Consider the following 18,498-nt stretch of genomic DNA (forward strand, 5'->3'; position numbering starts at 1 on the left):
CCCGCGCCCCTAAAGGGGCGCCTCTTCGCCTGCTCTCAGTTCCTTGGCCGCGCTTCGTCTGCTTGAGCGGTACGCCTGTAGGGACGCTGTTCCTGTTGCCAGGAGGAGGACGGCCACCGCCGGGAGCGCCAGGGAGAGGGGGTCCGTGCGCAGGTGGGCCGTCGCCGTCGTCGTCTCGTCTGCCAGGGCCAGGGACGTCAAGTCCAGGCCGGGGGAGAGGAGTTGGATCGCCGCCCAGCCGGTCAGGGCGCCGCCGGCCGTCGCCAGGAGTGCCTGGGGGAGGGACTCCAGGATCAGCAGGCGGCGGGCCTGGGCGCGGGTGAGGCCCATGGTGCGCAGGCGGGCCAGGAGCGCCAGGCGTTCCGGGGTCGCGCGGGCCAGGGCGAGGAGCAGGGCCAGGGCGGCGAAGCCGGCGCCCGCGGCGACCGCCGCCAGGTAGCTGTCGGTGGCGCCGGTCTGGAGCGGGGAGTCGACGTAGCGGGCGCGCTCGACGGCGCGGACGCGCACCGTCGTGTCGTCGCCCGCCGCCTTGCGCAGCGCCCGCGCGTCGATGTGGCCGCCGGTGAGGAGGAGCGAGGTGGGGCGGGTGGGGGCGCCCGTCGCGTGGGCCAGCGCCTTCGCGTCGACGATCAGGAAGTCGGCCGCGAGCGCGGGGGTCTGGGAGCGGACGACCGCCGGGGTGAGGGTGACCGTCTCGCCGTTCATCCACAACTCAAGGCGCCCGCCCGGGAATTGCTCCTGGAGGGACGGGGAGATCAGCGCCGGGACGGTGGACGACGTCGCCTTCAGCTTGTCCGCGGGGAATGCGCCCAGGTTCGTACGGGCCGACAGGCGTGCGTACGCCGCCGGGTCCACCGCCGCCAGCGGGAAGCGGCGCGTGCCCTGCTTCACCTCGGCGTCGTAGCGGACCGTGACCTCGGTGGTGCCGGTCACGCCGGGGGCCTTGCGGATCGCGTCCACGGTGGCGGTGGGCAGCGGGCCGCTGCCGTCGACTCGGGCGTCCGCGCCGGTCGCAAGCAGCGCCGCGCGGTCGCGGGTGCCGTCGATGCCGGCGAGCACGGAGCCGCCGAACGCCGCTGTCGTGAGTGCGGTGAGCAGGGCCAGGAGCGGCAGGACCGCTGTGCCCGCGCTCGCCCTGGTGCGGGCCGCGCGGGCCAGGGACAGCAGGCCGATCGCGCCGCGCAGCCGTCCGGCGGGCCCCACGAGGCGACGCAGGAGCAGCGGGTGGACCCGTACGAGGACGAACGCGGCGACCACGCCGACCAGCACCGGGGCCAGGGCGACGAGGCTGTCACCGCCGTCCGTCGCGCCCCGGCGGCGCAGCGCCACGATGGCGCCGACTGCCAGGACCAGGACGGTCAGTTCGGCGATCGTGCGGCGCGCGGACGGGCGGGACGTCGCCATGTCGTCGCGGCCCGTGTGGAGCCGCGTACGGCGATGGGCGGCCAGCGCGCGCACCGGCAGCGCCGCGCACGCGACGGCCACGACCGCGCCCGCCGCGACCGCGGCCCGCGTCCAGCGCCCGTACGGCACGGCCGCGAGCGCGAGCAGGAAGCCGAGCGCGCCGGCCGGCACCGCGACCACCGCCGTCTCGGCGAGCAGCCGCCCGCCGAGTCCGCGCAGGGAGGCGCCGCGCGAGCGCAGCAGGGCGAGTTCGGTGCGGCGGCGGTCCGCGCCGAGGCCGCCCGCCATCAGCAGCACGACACAGGCGACCGTGCCCGTGCCGTACGCGGCGACCGCGACCACCGGGGTGATGCCGTCGCGCAGCGCGTCGTAGCGGCCGATGACGTCGTCGAGGCCGGTGGAGACGTCCGTTGTCTCGGAGGCTGTCGCCCGGCGCACCTTCAGCAGGCCGGGGCCGTCCGTCGTGTACGCCAACGCCTCGCGCAGCGCCGGGAGTTCGCGCGCCTTGAGGGAGTCGATGGAGGGCGCGAGCTGCCAGTACTGCTCGACGCCGTTCGGCAGGTTGATGAGGGCGGGCCCGGCGCCCGGGTTCAGGAGCAGCGTGCCCGTCCAGTAGTGCTTCGGCGGCTTGCTGTCGTCGCTGCGCAGGGCCGGGGTGCGCAGCAGCGGGCGCGTCGACCAGTAAGCGCCCGACGGGTTGCGCGGGGCGACGATCCCGGTGATGCGGATGGCGGCCCACTCGCCCTCGATGTTGGGGGTGTGGATCACCGAACCGGGCTTGATGTGCAGAGTGGTGGCCGTCTCCTGGGTGACGGCCGCTTCGAGGGAGGTCAGGGACGCGGCGGCGCGCGGCAGCCGGCCCGCCGTCACCTTCGCGTGCTCGGTGAGATCGCCCTGCGCGGCCAGTGTGAACTGGACGTCGACGCCGTCGGGTTCGGGCAGCCAGTCGTCGCGGACCGCCTCCACCGGATCACGGCTGCGCACGCCGTACGACGACTCCCGCGGATCCGCGACGAGCGGGGCGCGCAGCCCCGTCATGATGTGCCGGAACGCGAAGCGCGTGAAGTTCTCGCTCAGCCGCTCGTCCCGCTGCTCCGGGGGGAGTTCGATGCCGGCGTCGAGCGTCGTCGCGTTCAGGCCCATGTGGCTCGGCGCCTCGTCGGCGACGGTCTGCCGCAGACCCTTGTCCTCGTAGCGGTCGACGGCCCGCGGGAACGCCGCCGCCAGGCACGACGTGAGCAGCACCAGGAGGAACAGCGCGGCCGCCGCTCCCGGCGCCGTCCGCAGCCGGGTGCGCACCCACGGCGCCACGGCCTTCTTCGTGCTCGCCATACGGCCCGCCATGTCACTCGCCTCCCTGCGCGCGCAGCGCCGTCGCGGCGCGCGGCGGCCTGCGCAGCGCCAGACCCGCGGTGATCAGTACGGGGGTCGCGGCCACGCCCAGGAGCAGCAACGCGACGTGCTGCCATGGGAGTTGGACGACCACGTCGGGTACGGGTCTGGTCGCCTCGCCGGTCAGCACGATCAGCGGCACCACCGCCCGGGTCAGGAACGTGCCGAGCGCGGTGCCCACCAGAAGGGCCAGGGCCACGAGCACGCCCTGTTCGGCGGCGACCAGGCGGGCCAGTCGGCGCCGCGACGCGCCGAGCGCCGCCAGGATCGCGAACTCGGCGCCGCGTTCGCGCAGCGAGCCCGCCGTGTTCACCGCGAAGCCGACCGCCGCGAGCAGCGCCGCCGCCAGGGCCACCGCGGCGAGCGCGGACTGCGGGCCCGCGCCCAGCGGGTCGTCGCGCAGCTGCTCGCCGATCTCGGCCCGCACCACGACCTGCGAGGGGTCGATGTCGGGCCTGCCGCGCAGCGCCGCCGCGGCCTTCTCCGCCGCTCCCGGCGCCGTGGTCAGCCACCACTCGTTCGGTGCGACCGGGTCGGTGGTCGGGCCGGTCAGGGCGCGGTTCAGCTGCCGCAGGTCGACGAGGAGGGCGCCGCCGTCCCTGGCCGTGTCACCGGTGCCGGCCTCGGCGCCCGTGGTCGGCAGGGCCCGTACGCTCTTCACGATCCGCACCTGCACGGTCGCGCCGTTCAGGTTCACGTCGGCGCTCTCGCCGACGCGCGTGCCGGACGACTTCAGATAGCGGTCGGTGGCCACCGCCGCGATGCTCTTCACCTCGGGGCGGACGGGTTCGAGGCGGATGGTGACGGTGGGCAGCGTGCCGTAGCCGCGCCACTCGGAGGGCAGCGTGTACCCGGTGCCGTACTCCAGCTTCAGGCGTCCGGCCGTGAGGGCATCGCGATCCAGCTTCGGGGCGGACGGGGCACCCGGGGTCCTCGGATCCGTGTCGGCTGCGCTCAGGATCGACGCCCGCCACTTCAGGCCGTCGATGCTCAACTTTCGCACCGGGCCCGCTGGTTGAGAGGCGCCGACGGACGTCACCTCGATGCGCTGCTGGGCGCCCTCGCCCAGCTGCTGTCCGGTCTCGAAGTCGAGCCCGGCCAGGGTGAGCGGGCCCGCCGTGTCGCCGAGGGCCAGGTCGAGCCGGTGGGTGCGGCCGTCCAGCGGAAGCTCGCCGACCTGTACGCGGTACGTGAGTCCGTAGCGGTCCTGGATCGTCGCGGACACGGTCGTCGCCAGGTCGGGGACGGTGCCGCCCTTCGCTTTCAAGTCCTTCGAACGCAAGGTGAGCCGGAGGCGGTCGGCCTTCGCGGGCAGGCGGACCCCGGGGTCGCGGCCCGTCTTCGGGGCGACGGCCGCGACCACCTCGCGCGGTGACGCCGTCGCGAGGTCGTCGCGGAGCATCAGACCGTTCTTCACGTGCGCCGTGTCCAGGGCGAGGACCGTGCCCGAGCGGCCGCTGTCGAGCGGGACGGACATCCGGTAGGCGGGCGCCGCGTCCCGCACGCCCGGCACCGACGCGTACCGCGCGACCTGGTCCCTGCCCGGCTCCGTGGCCAGGACCCGCACGTCGGCGCCCGAGCGGAAGTCCGCCTGGTCCTCCTGCGAGCGGTCCCACGACGCGCCCTGCCCGATCGCGAGCACCCCCATCGCGACGGCGAGGACGAGCAGCAGCACGGGGCCCGCGCCGCGCATCGGACGGCGGCTGAACTGCCAGCCCGCGAGCGCCACCGGCAGCCCGCGCCCGCTCGCCGCGCGCCGCTCCGCGAGCTTCGCCACCGGCGGCAGCAGCCGCAGCGTGAGCACCGTGCCCGCGAGCAGCGCCAGCGCGGGCGCCACGACCAGGAGCGGGTCGATGCCGAGGGTGCCGCCGCGGTCCGCGGTGATCGCGCCCGAGCCGCCCGAACCGGCGGTCTGCCGGTCCAACTGCCAGTACGCGACAGCGGCGATGACGAGCAGGCCCACATCGGCCCCGGCCCGCACCGGCGCGGGCAGCGCCCTGGCCCGCCCGCCCTGCGGCCCCTGGACCGTCAGCGCGGGCACCGTCACCGCGAGCGCGCAGCCCACCGCGACGCCCACCGCCACCAGCCACACCGACGCCGTGCCAGGGCCTACGTCCAGGCGCAGGCCGATCCGCGACAACGCGCCCTGCGAGGCGACGAGTTGGGTGAGCGGCCCGGCGAGCAGCGGCGCGCACACCGCGGCCGGCAGCGCGAGGAGCAGCGCCTCGCTCGCCGCGAGCGCCGCGATCCGGCCACGCGAACCGCCGCGCGAGCGCAGCGTCCAGGTCTCACCGGCCCGCTCCACGCTCAGCAGCCGCGCCACGAGCAGCAGCGCGTACCCGGCGAGCAGCACCAGTTGCAGTGCCACGATGAGGAGCGTGGAGCGGGAGACGAGCAGCGCCCGCTCCGAACGGTCCAGGACGGCCGGCAGCGAGGTGCTCACCGCCGTCGTGCCGGTCAGCTCCTTGTCGTGCAGCAGCTTCCGGGTGCCCGTGCGGGCGGCGTCGCGCAGCGCGTCGATCCGGTCCGTCGTCATCGTGGCGAAGTCCGCCGTCGCCAGCCACGCCGACTGCCCGTCGCTGACCCGGCCGCCCTCCACCACCGACGGGTCGGCGAGCAGCGGCCCGTACGTCGTGAAGCCCTGTTTCTGCACACCGCGGCCGCCGAGCTCGTCGAGCGTCCAGTACGGGTCCTGCGGGCGGGCCGGGCGGTAGACACCGGTCAGTTCGACGCGGACCTCGGGCCCGCCGAGCCGGTCGGTGAGGGTGAGGCGGTCGCCGGGCTTCAGTTTCAGCGCCCGCGCGGCGACCTGGGGGAGCGCCCCCTCGACCACGGAGCCCGTGCGGGCGCGCGGCAGCCGCCCGGAGGTGACCTTCACCTCGGACGGGTCGATCGCGGCGAACTTGGTCAGGTCCGGCTTGTCGGCGGTGCCCGTGTGCGGCAGGCCGTACGCGCCGGAGCGGGTGAACGACTCGCGGTGCACGGGCAGCCCGTCGAAGATGCGCCGCGCGCCCTTGTCGAGAGCCGCGACCGCCTTCTTCCGGTCGGCGGCCGGGACGTCGGCGCGGACCAGGAGCGCGGTCGTCGCCGCGTCCCGGGTGCGCAGGGAGTGCCGCAGCGCGGCGTCCCCGATCGCGCCGGAGAAGGCGCTGAGCATCGCGAGCACCGACGTGGTCAGCAGCACCGCGAGCACGGCAGCGGTCAGCAGCAGGCGATGCGCCCGCACCCGTAGCAGGACAAAACCCCACACCCCTGAAGCCCCCGCCTCATTCTTTCGCTCCGTACGCCCCCGAAAGTCTGTCCGGATGTTGTCAGAGGGGGCGGGGTTTGGGGAAGAGGTCTGGACCGGCCGGTCGACCGTTTATCGGGCAGAGGTGTCCGCTGTGCCGGACTTCGGGGGAGGTCAGCCGGCCGTGTTCACCATCGACGCCGCCGCGTACGTCAGGTAGTTCCACAGCGTCCGCTCGTGCTCCTCGGACAGGCCCAGCTCGTCCACCGCGACCCGCATGTGCTTCAGCCACGCGTCGTGCGCGGCCCGGTCCACCTGGAACGGGGCGTGCCGCATCCGCAGCCGCGGATGGCCGCGGTGGTCGCTGTACGTGCGCGGGCCGCCCCAGTACTGCATGAGGAACAGCGCGAACCGCTCCTCGGCGGGGCCCAGGTCCTCCTCCGGGTACATCGGACGCAGCAGCGGGTCCTGGGCGACGCCCTGGTAGAAGCGGTGCACGAGACGGCGGAACGTCTCCTCGCCGCCCACCTGCTCGTAGAACGTCTGCTCCTGAAGCGTGTCGCGCGGGATCTCAGTCACCCGTCCATGGTCTCAGACGAGGTGGCGGAGGACTTGGGGCTTAGGTCTTGCCGGGGGCCCCGCGAGAGGCACAGTGGACATATGGGCGCAGACCACACGGAGGACCTCGAGTCCCTCGCCGTACGGGCACGGGCCGGGCTCGTACGTGACATCGAGGAGAGCGGCGCGTGGGACACGGACCAGCGGTGGCGGCCGGTGTTCGCCCAGGTGCCGCGCCATGTCTTCGTGCCGTACTACTTCCGCGGCGTGCCCGGCGGCTACGAACGGCTGTGGGGCGAGCACCCCGACCCCGAGCGCCGGGCGCGGTGGCTGCGCGGCGCGTACGCCGACCAGCCGCTGGCCACCCGGCTGCGCGACGGGCACCTCGTCTCGTCCAGCAGTCAGCCGTCGCTGATGGCGAAGATGCTGGTGGATCTGGACGTACGGGACGGGGACCGGGTCCTGGAGATCGGGGCGGGCACCGGCTACAACGCGGCGCTGCTCGCCCACCGGCTCGGCGACGACCACGTCACCACGGTCGACCTCGACCCGGAGATCACCGAGTCGGCGCGGACGCATCTGGCTGCCGCCGGGTACGCGCCGGCCGTCGTCACCGGGGACGGGGCGCGCGGGTGCCCCGAGCGTGCGCCTTACGACCGGATCATCGCCACGTGTGCGCTGCGCTCGGTGCCGGTGGGATGGCTCGCCCAGTGCCGGCCCGGGGCACGGATCCTGGCGCCCGTCTCGACCGGGCTCGTGGCGCTGACCGTGACGGACGAGGGCGCCGCCGAGGGGCGGTTCCTGTCCACGGCGGCGTATTTCGTGGCGTTGCGCGGGGAGGCGGGGGAGGTGGCCGAGCCGTATGTCGGGGGTCTGCCGCGGCGGCTGATCCGGGACGAGCTGTTCCGCTTCCTGCTGGCGCTGACGGCGGGCTGCCTCGACCCGCGCGAGGTCGTCGCCCTCTGGGAACGGGAAGGCCGTCCGGCCAGGGACAGGTTCGGGCTCACCGTGGAAGGGGGGCGGGAGTGGGCCTGGCTGGATGATCCCGGGGGGCCTTATGTGTGGGCGCTGCCGGGGGCCTAGGGGGTTCGTTGTCGGGTGCGGGTCCGGTGGGGGCTGGTCGCGCAGTTCCCCGCGCCCCTGAAATGCAGACGCTTCGCGTCGCATTTCCCCGATACGAACGCGCCCCTGAGATGCCGCACCGAAGGTGCGCATCTCAGGGGCGCGGGGAACTGCGCGACCAGCCACGACGAAAGCCGCAGCCGAACTACCGGCCCAGAAAACTCAGCCCCGGTGGATCGTGATCGTGGTCCAGGCGCCCACGTGCACCCGGTCACCGTCCTGGAGCGGCACGGGAACGAACGGCTGGATCGGCTCCTCGCCGCCGTTCACCGTCGTCCCGTTCGTCGAGTTCTGGTCGACGACCGCCCAGGAACCGTCCGGCTGCTGCACCAGCACCGCGTGCGAGTGCGAGACGCCCGGGTCCTCCGGCGGCACCGACAGATCGATGTCGGGGGTGTCACCCGTGGAGTGCCGGCGGCGGCCGATCGTGATCTGGTTCCCGGTGAGCCGGCGCTGCTGCTCGGGCGAGTACGCGGGCAGGTTCAGGCCCGACGCCTCGGGACCGCTGCGGTGCATCATCGCCATGAAGTACTCGCGGTCGGGACCGATCGTCGCCGACCAGCCCATCGGCTGCTGGGGCTGCTGCGGCTGAGGCGGCTGCTGATAGCCGGGCCCGGGCTGCTGGTAGCCCTGCTGCGGCGGGCCCTCCGGCGCGGTCGACGGCGACGACGGCGGCGAGATCACCCAGTCGTCCCCGTTCGTCCCGCCCCCGCCGAACGACGGCGAAGGACCGGGCGGAGGCGGCGGCGGACCCTGCGGGTTCGGTGCCTGCGGGTAGTCGGGGAACGGCGGCGGCGCGGGCGGGCCCGGCTGCGCGGGCGCCGGCGGCTGCTGCTGGAACGCCTGCGGGACACCCCCGCCCCGCCCCGACGGCTCGCCGCCGAACGGGTTCGGCGGGATCGGCTCGGCGGGCCGGTTGACCTGCGACGGGCGCGAGCCCTGGTACTCGTACGGATCGGCGCTCTGCGGCGGCTGCTGGAAGCGCAGCGCCGGGTTCGGGCCCTGCGGGCCGGGGCCACCGGGGCCGCCGCTGTTCGGCAGCGGCGGGTTCGGGGCCGCGGGGGTGTACGACGTCGCCGTGTTCGTGAGGAAGTTCCAGCGGCACTCCTCGCAGAACGGGGCGCCGCCTTCACGCGGCGTACGGCACTGCGGGCACAGCTCCGGCGCTCCGCCCCCACCCTGCGGCGCCTGCGGCGCGGGCGGCTGCTGGGGGTAGCCGTAACCGGCGGCCGGGGGCGGCGGAGGGGGCGGGGGCACGGCACCGGCCATGCGGTGACCGCAGACCTCGCACCAGTCGTCGGAACCCGACTGGTGTCCGTTCGGGCAGGTCGGCATGTCGGCGCTTCCCCCTCTCCTTCGTACGTACTCGTGTTCCGTACGTCAGTCTGCGTTGCTGTTGAGCTGCTGTGAGCTGCTATTTCTTGACGCGAACCGTCTTGGTGGACCGGGTTTCGAGTGTCATCTCGTCGGCCTCCGCGACCTTCGCCTTCAATCGAACAGTACCTTCCGCGGCATCCACCACGTCCACCACCTTCGAAAGCAGTTTCGCCGTATCCGCGTTTCCGGAGAGCGCCGCGAGCTGCACCGCGCGGCCGAGCTTCGCGGTGGCCCCGTCCACATCGCCCGATTTGCGCGCGTCCAATCCCTGCTGGATCACCTGGGCCAGTTCGGCCTGGCCCGTGTAGTGCGCGACCTGCGGGTTGATCGACGTAGAAGCGGCCATGTCGTCCGTCCACACCGCGCGGACCAGGCCCTGGGAGAGCGTCTGGGCCGAGCCGTCCGGCTGCGGGATCACGAGGGAGACGCGGGCGGCGAGCATCTCCTGGCCGAGGTCGGCGTTCGGGACCTGGACGCACACGTGGTAGTCGCGGGACTCGTCGCCCCAGGAGCCGGTCGGGTAGTCCCCGGCACGCGGGCCCGCCTGGGTGCGGCGCTCGGTCAACTCCTCGACGGTGGGCGCCACTTGCTTGACGAACTTGATCTCGGAGCCGAGCGGGGTCCAGAGCCGCAGCGCCACGTCCGCGACCTCCTTGCCCATCGCCGTCTCCATCATCTGCGTGAAGTCCTCGGCGAGATGCGCCGGGTCGGCGACGATGTCGGCGGTGCCGAGGAGCGCGGAGGCGATGCCCGTGACCTCCTTCACCTCCCAGTCCGTACCGACGCCGCGCGCGTCACAGGTGAAGCGGCCCGCGCACGCGTCGAGCGTGGCCCGCAGGTCCTCCGGCGACTCGTGTTCGTTGCGGCCGTCGGTGAGCAGGATGCCGTGGCGTATGGAGACGTCCGCCGAGGAGAGCAGACGGTCGGCGAGGCGCAGCCAGGTGCCGATCGCGGTGCCGCCGCCCGCGGACAGCTTGCGCAGCGCCTGCTTGGCCTGCTCGCGGGTGGTCGCGTCGGCGACGGCGAGCCGGCCGCCGCCGGGGTAGACCTCCTTGGCGACGTGCGTGCCCGCGATCACCGCGAAGTGCACCCCGTCGCGCAGGGTGTCGATGGCGGCGGCCGAGGCGTCGCGCGCGCCCCGCATCTTGGTCGCCGGGTAGTCCATCGACCCGGAACAGTCCACCATCAGCGCGACCGCCGCGTCCGAGCCGCCGCCGGGGCTGAACAGGTGCGGGGCGCCGACGGCGCCGCCGACCGTGCCGCCGCCGGTGGACGTCACCGTGACGATCGCGTTGACCTCGCGCCCGCCCTCCGGCAGGAACTCGTTCTGGTAGACCTCCACCGAGAACTGCGGGACGTTGGACTTCGAGAAATTGGCCATGGTGACAAGTCCCCCCTGAACAAGACCATTTGGTACGCGCTGCTCGGTACGTGCTGCGGCCGGAACCGGCCTAGGCCGATCCTGCCCCTGACGGCGGGACCGGGAACGGCAGCACTGCCACTGTTACGTTGTCGTGGCCCCCGCCGTCCAGGGCGTGGCCCACCAGAACCTGAGCGCTGTGCAGCGGGCGCACGGCCGCGTCGCCCGGGACGGCCCGGGCCATCTCGTCGGCCCCCTCCGCGTAGTTCCACAGGCCGTCGGTGCACACGATCACCACGCCGGGCCGGTCCGGCTTGAACGACGCGGTGTGCGGCTCCAGTTCGTACGCGTCCGCGCCGAGCCAGCCGGTGATCGCGTGGGCCCGCTCGTCCGCGTACGCCTCCGCCTCGTTCATCAGGCCCGCCGCCACCATCTGCGCGGCCCACGAGTCGTCCTCGGTGAGCCGGGCCGCGGGCGCGGCCCGGTCGTCGGGCACCCAGTAGGCGCGCGAGTCGCCGACCCAGCCGACGATCAAAAGCTCCTTGGTGATGATCGCGCCGACGAAGGTGCACGCCGGCGCGTTCTGGTGCGGCTGGTGCTCACGGGCCGTCTCGGGCTCCTGCGCGAGCGCGTTGACCGCCTCGGCGGCGGCGACGATCGCCTCGTGCATGGCCTGCTGCGGGTGCGTGCCGCGCGGCAGGGACTCGTGCAGCGACTCGTTGGCCGCGCGGGACGCGGCGAGCGACGCGTCGTCGGGCCGGGTCGCCGAGGAGACCCCGTCGCAGACGACGGCGACGACGGCCGCCGAGCCGTCGGGCAGCGCGGCCGACGAGATCGCGAACGCGTCCTCGTTGCGGTGGTGGCGCAGGCCGCGGTCGCTGACCGCCGCGACCGCGTCCAACTCCTGCTCCATGTGGTCGCGTTCGCGCGGCTGGGCGTGCCCGCAGTTCTCGCAGTAGCCGTCCGCGTCGACCTGACCCGCGCGGCACGCCACGCACATCTTGGTGCCGGCCGGCGGCGTCGCGGCCTCGATCTCCGCGGGAGACGCCGTCCGCGGATCGGGCGCCGCGAGCGGGAAGTCGCCGTCCGGGGTGGCCGGGGCCGGGTCGTCGAACCGTACGGCGGCGGGCAGTTCGGCCCCGCCGGAATCCGTGCCCTCCAGGTCGGTGGGCAGGTGGACCGGCGCGGGCGTGTCCGAACTGTCCAGCTCGGGCGCGGCCGGCCACTCCACGGAGGCCGGCTCAGGACCGGGCTCGGGCACGCCCATGGTGAGCGTCGGCTGGTCGTCCGGTGCCGGGGGCACGGACGACAGGTCGTATCCACAGGCCCCGCAGAAGCGGTCGCTCTGGTCGAGCGGCTCCTCGCAACTGGGGCAAGCGGCCGGCTGGTGCTTCTGCGACATCAACTCACACCCACGTCCGGGGGCGGTAGCGGTTGGCCCGCTCCACCAGTTCGATCCTCTCCTCGCCCCGCTGAGCGAGCCTGGCCAGGGTCCGGTACGAGCGCTCCAGGCCGAGGCGCAGGCCGCGCTCGTCCAGGTCGCTGCCGAGTACCACCGTGCGTACGGGGCCCTGGGGCTGACCGGAACCCTGCCTACCGGAGAGTACCCAGTCGAGCGCCGTACCGAGGACCTCGGTCGACAACTGCTCGCGGCGCACCGCGTCGAGGCCGAACGCGTCGAGCGCCTCGACCTGCCCCGCCGCGGCCGTCAGGTCGTTCAGGAGCGGGTCCCCGTTCAGGGCCTGCGCCATGCGTCCGCGCAGCCGCGCCCGTACGGAGGCGACGCGGGCGGCCGTGTAGTGGATCGAGGACTCCGGCACCGACTCCAGGGTGCGCACCGCGCCGCCCCGGTCGCCCGCGGCCAGCTGGACGCGGGCGAGGCCGAACGCGGCACTGACGTAGCTGGGGTCGGTGGACCACACCAGGCGGTAGTACTCCGCCGCGTTGTCGAGCTGGCCGAGGACCTCCGCGCAGACGCCGAGCGCCAGCTTCGGCGCGGGCTCGCCCGGGAAGGCGTCGTAGATCGCGTCGAAGGCCAGCGCCGCGCTCGCGTGGTCGCCGGTCGCCAGCGCCGCGACGCCCCGGTACCAGACCACCCGCCAGTCGTCCGGGTGATCGGCCTCAAGGGCGGCCAACCCCCGTACGGCGGCGTCGAGTTCGCCCATCTCCAGGCGGGCCCGCAGCTCGCGCAGGCGCAACTCCAGAGAGCCGGTGGGGGCCGCGTGCAGCGCCGAGATCAGCTCGGCGGGGGCCGACGCGATCAGGCCCGCGAGGAAGCCGGCGTTCGGATCGCCCGGGTCGACCCGGGGCACCGGCAGCGCGAGGGCGGTCGCCGGTGCGTTCAGGTGTTTGACGAGGGAGGCCGGGGACGGCGGCAGCGCGGGCTGCTCGGGCGCCGCGGTGATCCCCGCCCGCGCCGCCTTGCGTCCGACCGGCGGCCGGCGCACCCCGAGCCGCGACACGTCGCCGTCGAAGCGGCCGAACAACTCCGTGTCGGTGACCTTCACCTCGGGCCCGAACAGGGTCGACAGGGCGGGCCGCGGCCGGTTCGTCTGGAGCGCCACGACCTCGCGCAGGACGCCCGTCAGCTGCTCGGCCATCTCCTGCGCGGAGGCGAAGCGGCGGGCCGGGTCCGGGTCCGTGGCGCGTACCAGGAGCCGGTAGAAGGACTCGTAGCGGCGGAAGACCTCGATGTTGTCGGGGTCGGGCAGGGAGTCCACGAACACGTTCGTGTAGCCCTGGAAGTCGAAGGTGAGGACCGCGAGCGTACGGGCCACCGTGTACAGGTCGGAGGCGATGGAGGGGCCGACCTCGGCGACCTCGGGCGCCTGGTAGCCGACCGTCCCGTAGATCGCGGACTCGTCGTCGTCCATCCTGCGGACCGCGCCCATGTCGATGAGCTTGAGCTGGTCCTCGGTCTGGATCGCGTTGTCGACCTTGAAGTCGCAGTACAGGAGATTGCGGCTGTGCAGGTGGCCGAGCGCCTCCAGGGCCTCGATGCCGTACGCGCACGCCTGCTCGACCGCGAGCGGGTCCCGCTTGCCGTCGGGCGTGCGGCGCTCGTTGGCGATCTCCTTGAGGGACTTGCCGCCGACGTACTCCATGACGATGTAGCCGTCCATGGAGCCGGTGCGCTGGTCCAGGTGCTCGACGAAGTTGTAGATCCGCACGATGTTGCTGTGCTCGATCTCGGCGAGGAAGCGGCGCTCCGAGATCGCCGCCGCCATCGCGTCCTGGTCACCGGTGTCGAGCAGGCCCTTGAGGACGACCCAGCGGTCGGACACCGCGCGGTCGATGGCGAGATAGACCCAGCCGAGCCCGCCGTGCGCCAGACAGCCCACGACCTCGTACTGGCCGTGCACGATGTCGCCCGCGCCCAGCTTCGGCACGAAGGAGTACGGGTGCCCGCACTTGGTGCAGAACCCTTCGGTGCGGCCGGGCCGGTCGCCGCGCGCGCGGCCGACGGGGGCGCCGCAGTCGGAGCGCGAGCAGAATCGCTTCCGCTCGGGGACCTCCGGGTTGTCCTGGACCATCGCGCGCGGGTCGGGGCGCGGCACGTCCGGCACCTTGACCAGACCCACACCGAGCCGGGCCCGCCCCGAACTGCCCGCCGTGGAACCGGAGCTGCGCACCGACACCGAACGGGACGTCGACGCCCCGGACAGCGAACGGGACAGCCGCCCGGACACCGAACGGCGCGACTGCGCGGAACGGGACGACGACCTGGCCGAGGCCCGCGACGACGCCCGCGAGCTCGACGACGAGTTCTGCGAGCCGCGCGCACCGCCCGCCGCGATCCCGGTCGGCGGGGACGACACCATCCCGTTCGGCGACACGACCGGGGCGAGCCCGCAGGTGTCGCAGTACAGCTCGCCGCCGCCCATGTCCTCGTAGGCGCCGGTGCAGCCGGGGCGCTGACAGGCCGCCGACGCCGGGGCCGGGGACGGCACAGCCGCCGCGCCGACCGGCTTCAGGCCGCACGTGTCGCAGTACAGCTCCCCGCCCATGTCCTCGTAACTGCCCGTGCAACCGGGCCGCGTGCACGCGCGTGCTTCCGCCACGACTACGACTCCCCCCTCTGGTCACTGGGCGCTGCCAGTACGTCCGCCGCGGCCCGCTGGTAGCGCAGCACCGCCTCCTCCGCGACGCGCAGGTCGCAGGGCGCGCTCCACAGCATGCGGCGCGCCGCGTCGTACCGCTCCACCAGGAACGGGTCCTCCGCGAAACCGAGCCGCGCGACCTTCGCCTTGTACGCGTCGAGCCGCCCGCGCAGCTCCGCGCGGACGGCCAGCGGCTGCGTCACGGCCGTCAACGACTCGCGGGCGCGCAGCAGTTCGTCCTCGGCCTTCGACTCCAGGGACTCCAGGAGCGGCGAGAGCCGGTGCCACTGGCCGTGCCTGCGGTACTCGGCGGCCATGGCCAGCTGCTCCTGGAGCGCGGTCGGCGGGCCCGACACCGCGGGCACCTCCGACGCGGCGATCTTCGCGAGGACCTCGCCGCGCGCCGATCTCGCCTCGGCGAGGGTGCGGTCCGCGCGCGAGAGCACGTCCCGCAGCTTGGCGAGGCGCGCCTCCGCGTCCTGCCGTACGCCGAGCACCGCCTCGATCTCGCGCCGCACCTCTTCGAGCGCGCGCGCCTGCCGGTCGTACGCCGACGTGTCGGGGCGGCCGCCGCCCGGCGCCGAACTCCCTTGCGCCTTCTGCCAGTACGTGAGCGGGTCCGAGATCACTTCCTCGCGCAGCCGGGTCAGGGCGCCGGTGATCCGCTCCAGGTCGTCGCCCGCCGGGTGCTCACCGGGGCGTACGCCGACGGAGTGCGCGAGCTGACGGGTGCGGCCCAGCTCGGCGGCGAGCAGGTCTATCCGGGCGGGCAGCGCCGACCACACCGCGTCGGCGGCCACGACCATGTCGAGGGACGACGCGTACAGGTCGTTCATCCGCTCCACCAGGGCGGCCAGCGTGAACCGCTGCGACAGCTTCGCCGGTCCGGTGATCGACGGCGAGGTGGCGCCGGTGCTCGCCCCGGAGGCGACCGTGACGGACTCGCCGCGCAGCAGCTCGGTCAGCTCCACCAGGTCGTCACGGCTGGGCCAGCGGCGCCGGGCGCGCATCTCCCGCGCCGCGCGCAGAGCGCCCGCGTACGCGTCGAAGTACGTCCAGAGCAGCGTGATCGCCTGCTCGGCCGACGCCCAGCGCTCCCGGGTCGTCCCGGTCAGCTGCGCGCCTTCGAGCAGGCGGCGTCCGGCGTGGTCCTGGAGCGCGAGCAGCGACGTCTCGATCGCTTCGTGCTCCGCGCCGAGCCGGGCCAGGGCACGGTCCACCTCGTCCCGGTCCATCACCGGACCAGGGGGTCCCGCGACGCCCATCGATCACTCTCGCTTTCCCTCAAGTCCCCGTACTTCCCTGTCACTTGTGCGTCACTTGTACTTCGGTGCGGGCGGCCCCGACGACGTGCCGAGCGCCGGCTCCAGCCACTTGTCGTACGACTTCTGCCAGCCGTCGTTCTCGCGGTAGTCCTCCAGGGCCCCGTTCACCCGGCGCACCAGGTCGTCCGAGCCCTTCTTCATGGCGATGCCGTAGTACTCCGTGGTGAACGGGTCGCCCTTGAGCTCCACCGTCGGGTCCTGCGCGGCCTGGCTCGCCGCGAGGGCGCCGTCGGTGACGACCGCGTCGACCTCACCGAGTTGCAGCCGCACCAGGCAGTCCAGCTGGTTCGGCACCGTGGTCGCGATGTCGGTGCTGTCCGGCAGCTTCTTCGCCGTCTTGTCGGCGTCCAGCGCGAGCTCGGCCGTCGACCCCTTGGCCGAGCAGATCCGCTTGTTCGCGAGCGAGTCGTCGTACCCCGTGATCTTCGAGGTCTTCGGGGCGAGCACCTGCTGGCCCGTCTGGAAGTACGCCGTGGAGAAGGCGACCTGCTCCAGGCGGGCGCAGCTGATGGTCATCGTGCGCACCACCATGTCGACCTCGCCGCGCTGGATCGCCGGAATGCGCTGGTTGGTGGGGATCGCGTGGAAGCGGACCTTGGCGGGGTCGCCCAGGATGCGGTCCGCCATCTCGTGCGCGAGGTCGATGTCGAAGCCCTCCAACTCGGCTGTCTTCGCCGAGCTGTTGGGGTCGCGGTAGCCCCACCGGTAGCTGTTCTGGTCGACGCCGACCGAGAGATAGCCGCGGTCCTTGATGGACCGGACCGCGTCCCCGTCGTCGCTGCCGGACTTGGGGTCGAGGCTGCGCTCCGGCTCCTTGCCCTTCGTGCCGCAGTCCTTGTCCACGGCCTGCGTGCCGTCGGCGACGCCGCCCGAGCCGTACCCGATGCTGCCGTCACCGTCGCTGCCGGACCGCTGCGTCAGGGGGAGCAGCAGCGCGAACACCACCGTCAGGGCACAGGCCACCGCCATGGCCGCCACGCCGCCCCAGCCGCGCAGACTCACCCTGCGCGCCCCTCGCTCATCCATCACCGCACCCCCTCTCACCGGTACTCCGAAAGCCTGCGCCCGATGCCGAGCACCGCGCCGGCGGCGGCGAGCACCGCGAGCACGGCCGCGCCCACGGGCAGCCCGGTCATCGCGTCGCGTCCGTCGCCCGCCTCGGCGCTGAACTGCCGCTGCTCGTGCGCCAGCGCCGTGTCGAGACTCTGGTCCACCTGATCGAAGCACTCTCCGGTCGGCTTGTCCTGCTTCGAGCCGATGATCTTGTCGAGGGCGCCCTGGTAGTTGCCGGAGTCGTCCGCTTTACGGGCATCCTTGTGGCGGCCGAGCCACGCCTTCATGGCGCCGTTCGCCTTCGTCACCGGGGCCTGCCCGGCGCCGTCGTCCGCGAGCGCGTGGGCGGCGCCCAGCTTGTCGCCCAGCGTCTTCATCTGCTGCTGGAAGTCGACGTCGTACTTGTCCTTGATGTCGCCGTTCTTCAGCTCGACCGTCTCGGCGCCGCGGCTGACCAGCGTCAGGTTCTCGCTGCCGCGCGCCTTGAGGGACGCGATGCTCGCGTCGTGCAGGACGTTCAGCGACCGTACGCCGTGGTCGTACGAGGCGTTGAGCCCGCTGCGCGCCACCGTGTGACCCACCACGAGCCACAGCAGCACCACCGTGGAGGCGGCGGTCGCGGCGAGCAGGCCGTGGTTGAACACCCGGTTCGTCCGTCGGTAGTTGCGCCGCTGTGCCCACGCGAGGGCTCCGAGGGCGACGACGCCGAGCGCGATGGCGATCCAGGGGTACGGGGTCGCCGCGTCGTAGTCGCCGCGCAGCCGCTGGTTCTCCTTCGTGTACAGGTCCTCGGCGGCCGGGAGCATCTGCGTCTGCATCTTCTCGTTCGCGTACCGCAGATAGGCGCCGCCCAGCGGGAAGCCCTGCCGGTTGTTGGCGCGGGCCCGCTCGATGAGGCCCTTGTACTGCGGCAGCAGCTTGTTGAGCTCGGCGATCGTCTTCGCGGAGGGGGAGCCCGGGTCGGTGCTCGCCGCGGCGGTCACGAGCTTCTCGGCGGCGGTACGGATGTCCTTCTCGTACCGGTCGCGCACGGCGGCGGGCTCCTGCCCGCCGGCCAGGAAGCCGCTGGACGCCGCGGTGTTGGCGTCGGCGAGCGAGCGGTAGATGTCGGCCGCGTCGGCGCTCAGCGGCTGGCTGGAGTGCAGCACGTCGTCGGCCGCGGCCGAGCGGTCGGTCATCTGCCACGCCGTCGTCGCGCCGAACGCCACGACGAGCAGGGCGATCACGGCCCCGATGATGCGCAGCCGCCCCGGCTCGGTCGTCGCCGCGGACTTCAGCCGGTCCACGCCCTCGGCCCACGCGGTGCGCCGCGCGGGCGCCGCTGCGGGCGCGTGCGCGGGCACGGCCGGCGCCGCGCCCCGCGTCTGCGGTGGCACGCTCGGCCTCGACGGCACGGTGCCACGCCCCGGTGGCGCCGCGCTCCCGTTCGGCGGTGATGTCACGCTCGACCCTCCCCCATGGTCGTACTTCGGCCGCAAGTATCGCTGCCGCGACTGACATCCGCACAGCCATTGACTCGATCTTGTTCAGTCGATCTTGCGCAAGCGCCTTCCGGCACGACGTCGCGGGCCCCGCCTG

The 18,498-nt window shown here is 73.6% G+C and carries 11 protein-coding genes; 1 reads left to right on the forward strand and 10 read right to left on the reverse strand.

Features of this window, described 5'->3' with window-relative positions:
* Nucleotides 1-9: 9 nt before the first annotated feature.
* The 3 genes from AB0L37_RS35335 to AB0L37_RS35345 form a co-directional block, all read right to left on the reverse strand.
* Nucleotides 10-2,748 carry an ABC transporter permease gene (locus AB0L37_RS35335; RefSeq protein ID WP_365515148.1) on the reverse strand — a complete coding sequence of 913 codons (2,739 nt, stop codon included), beginning with the start codon at nucleotides 2,746-2,748 and terminating at the stop codon, nucleotides 10-12.
* Between the two features lies 1 nt (nucleotide 2,749).
* Nucleotides 2,750-6,046: an ABC transporter permease gene (locus AB0L37_RS35340; RefSeq protein ID WP_365515151.1), complete on the reverse strand. Its 3,297-nt coding sequence runs from the start codon at nucleotides 6,044-6,046 to the stop codon at nucleotides 2,750-2,752.
* A gap of 153 nt (nucleotides 6,047-6,199) precedes the next feature.
* A complete protein-coding gene (locus AB0L37_RS35345; protein ID WP_365515154.1) occupies nucleotides 6,200-6,604 on the reverse strand; it encodes a globin in 405 nt (134 codons plus the stop codon).
* Nucleotides 6,605-6,685: 81 nt separating this feature from the next.
* Between AB0L37_RS35345 and AB0L37_RS35350 the strand changes: the two genes are divergently transcribed.
* A complete protein-coding gene (locus AB0L37_RS35350) occupies nucleotides 6,686-7,666 on the forward strand; it encodes a methyltransferase domain-containing protein (RefSeq protein ID WP_365515157.1) in 981 nt (326 codons plus the stop codon).
* A 201-nt stretch (nucleotides 7,667-7,867) separates the two neighbouring features.
* Here AB0L37_RS35350 and AB0L37_RS35355 read toward each other — a convergent pair whose 3' ends face one another.
* The 7 genes from AB0L37_RS35355 to AB0L37_RS35385 all read right to left on the reverse strand — a co-directional run bounded on the left by AB0L37_RS35355 (nucleotide 7,868) and on the right by AB0L37_RS35385 (nucleotide 18,362).
* Nucleotides 7,868-9,040 (reverse strand): FHA domain-containing protein, encoded by a 1,173-nt coding sequence (locus AB0L37_RS35355; RefSeq protein ID WP_365515159.1) that lies wholly within the window; start codon nucleotides 9,038-9,040, stop codon nucleotides 7,868-7,870.
* Between the two features lie 79 nt (nucleotides 9,041-9,119).
* Complete coding sequence (locus AB0L37_RS35360; protein ID WP_365515162.1) at nucleotides 9,120-10,463, reverse strand: VWA domain-containing protein; 1,344 nt, start codon at nucleotides 10,461-10,463, stop codon at nucleotides 9,120-9,122.
* A gap of 70 nt (nucleotides 10,464-10,533) precedes the next feature.
* Nucleotides 10,534-11,844: a PP2C family serine/threonine-protein phosphatase gene (locus AB0L37_RS35365; RefSeq protein ID WP_365515165.1), complete on the reverse strand. Its 1,311-nt coding sequence runs from the start codon at nucleotides 11,842-11,844 to the stop codon at nucleotides 10,534-10,536.
* A 4-nt stretch (nucleotides 11,845-11,848) separates the two neighbouring features.
* On the reverse strand, nucleotides 11,849-14,326 hold the full coding sequence (locus AB0L37_RS35370; protein WP_365515202.1) for a tetratricopeptide repeat protein: 2,478 nt from the start codon (nucleotides 14,324-14,326) through the stop codon (nucleotides 11,849-11,851).
* A gap of 179 nt (nucleotides 14,327-14,505) precedes the next feature.
* The gene (locus tag AB0L37_RS35375; RefSeq protein WP_365515168.1) at nucleotides 14,506-15,807 is read right to left on the reverse strand and encodes a hypothetical protein; all 1,302 of its coding nucleotides are present in this window, start codon (nucleotides 15,805-15,807) and stop codon (nucleotides 14,506-14,508) included.
* Between the two features lie 51 nt (nucleotides 15,808-15,858).
* On the reverse strand, nucleotides 15,859-16,893 hold the full coding sequence (locus tag AB0L37_RS35380) for a glutamate ABC transporter substrate-binding protein (RefSeq protein WP_365515170.1): 1,035 nt from the start codon (nucleotides 16,891-16,893) through the stop codon (nucleotides 15,859-15,861).
* Between the two features lie 14 nt (nucleotides 16,894-16,907).
* A complete protein-coding gene (locus tag AB0L37_RS35385; protein ID WP_365515173.1) occupies nucleotides 16,908-18,362 on the reverse strand; it encodes a hypothetical protein in 1,455 nt (484 codons plus the stop codon).
* Nucleotides 18,363-18,498 lie beyond the last annotated feature (136 nt).

The sequence above is a fragment of the Streptomyces sp. NPDC052225 genome, assembly GCF_040679615.1.
Classification (GTDB): Bacteria; Actinomycetota; Actinomycetes; order Streptomycetales; family Streptomycetaceae; genus Streptomyces.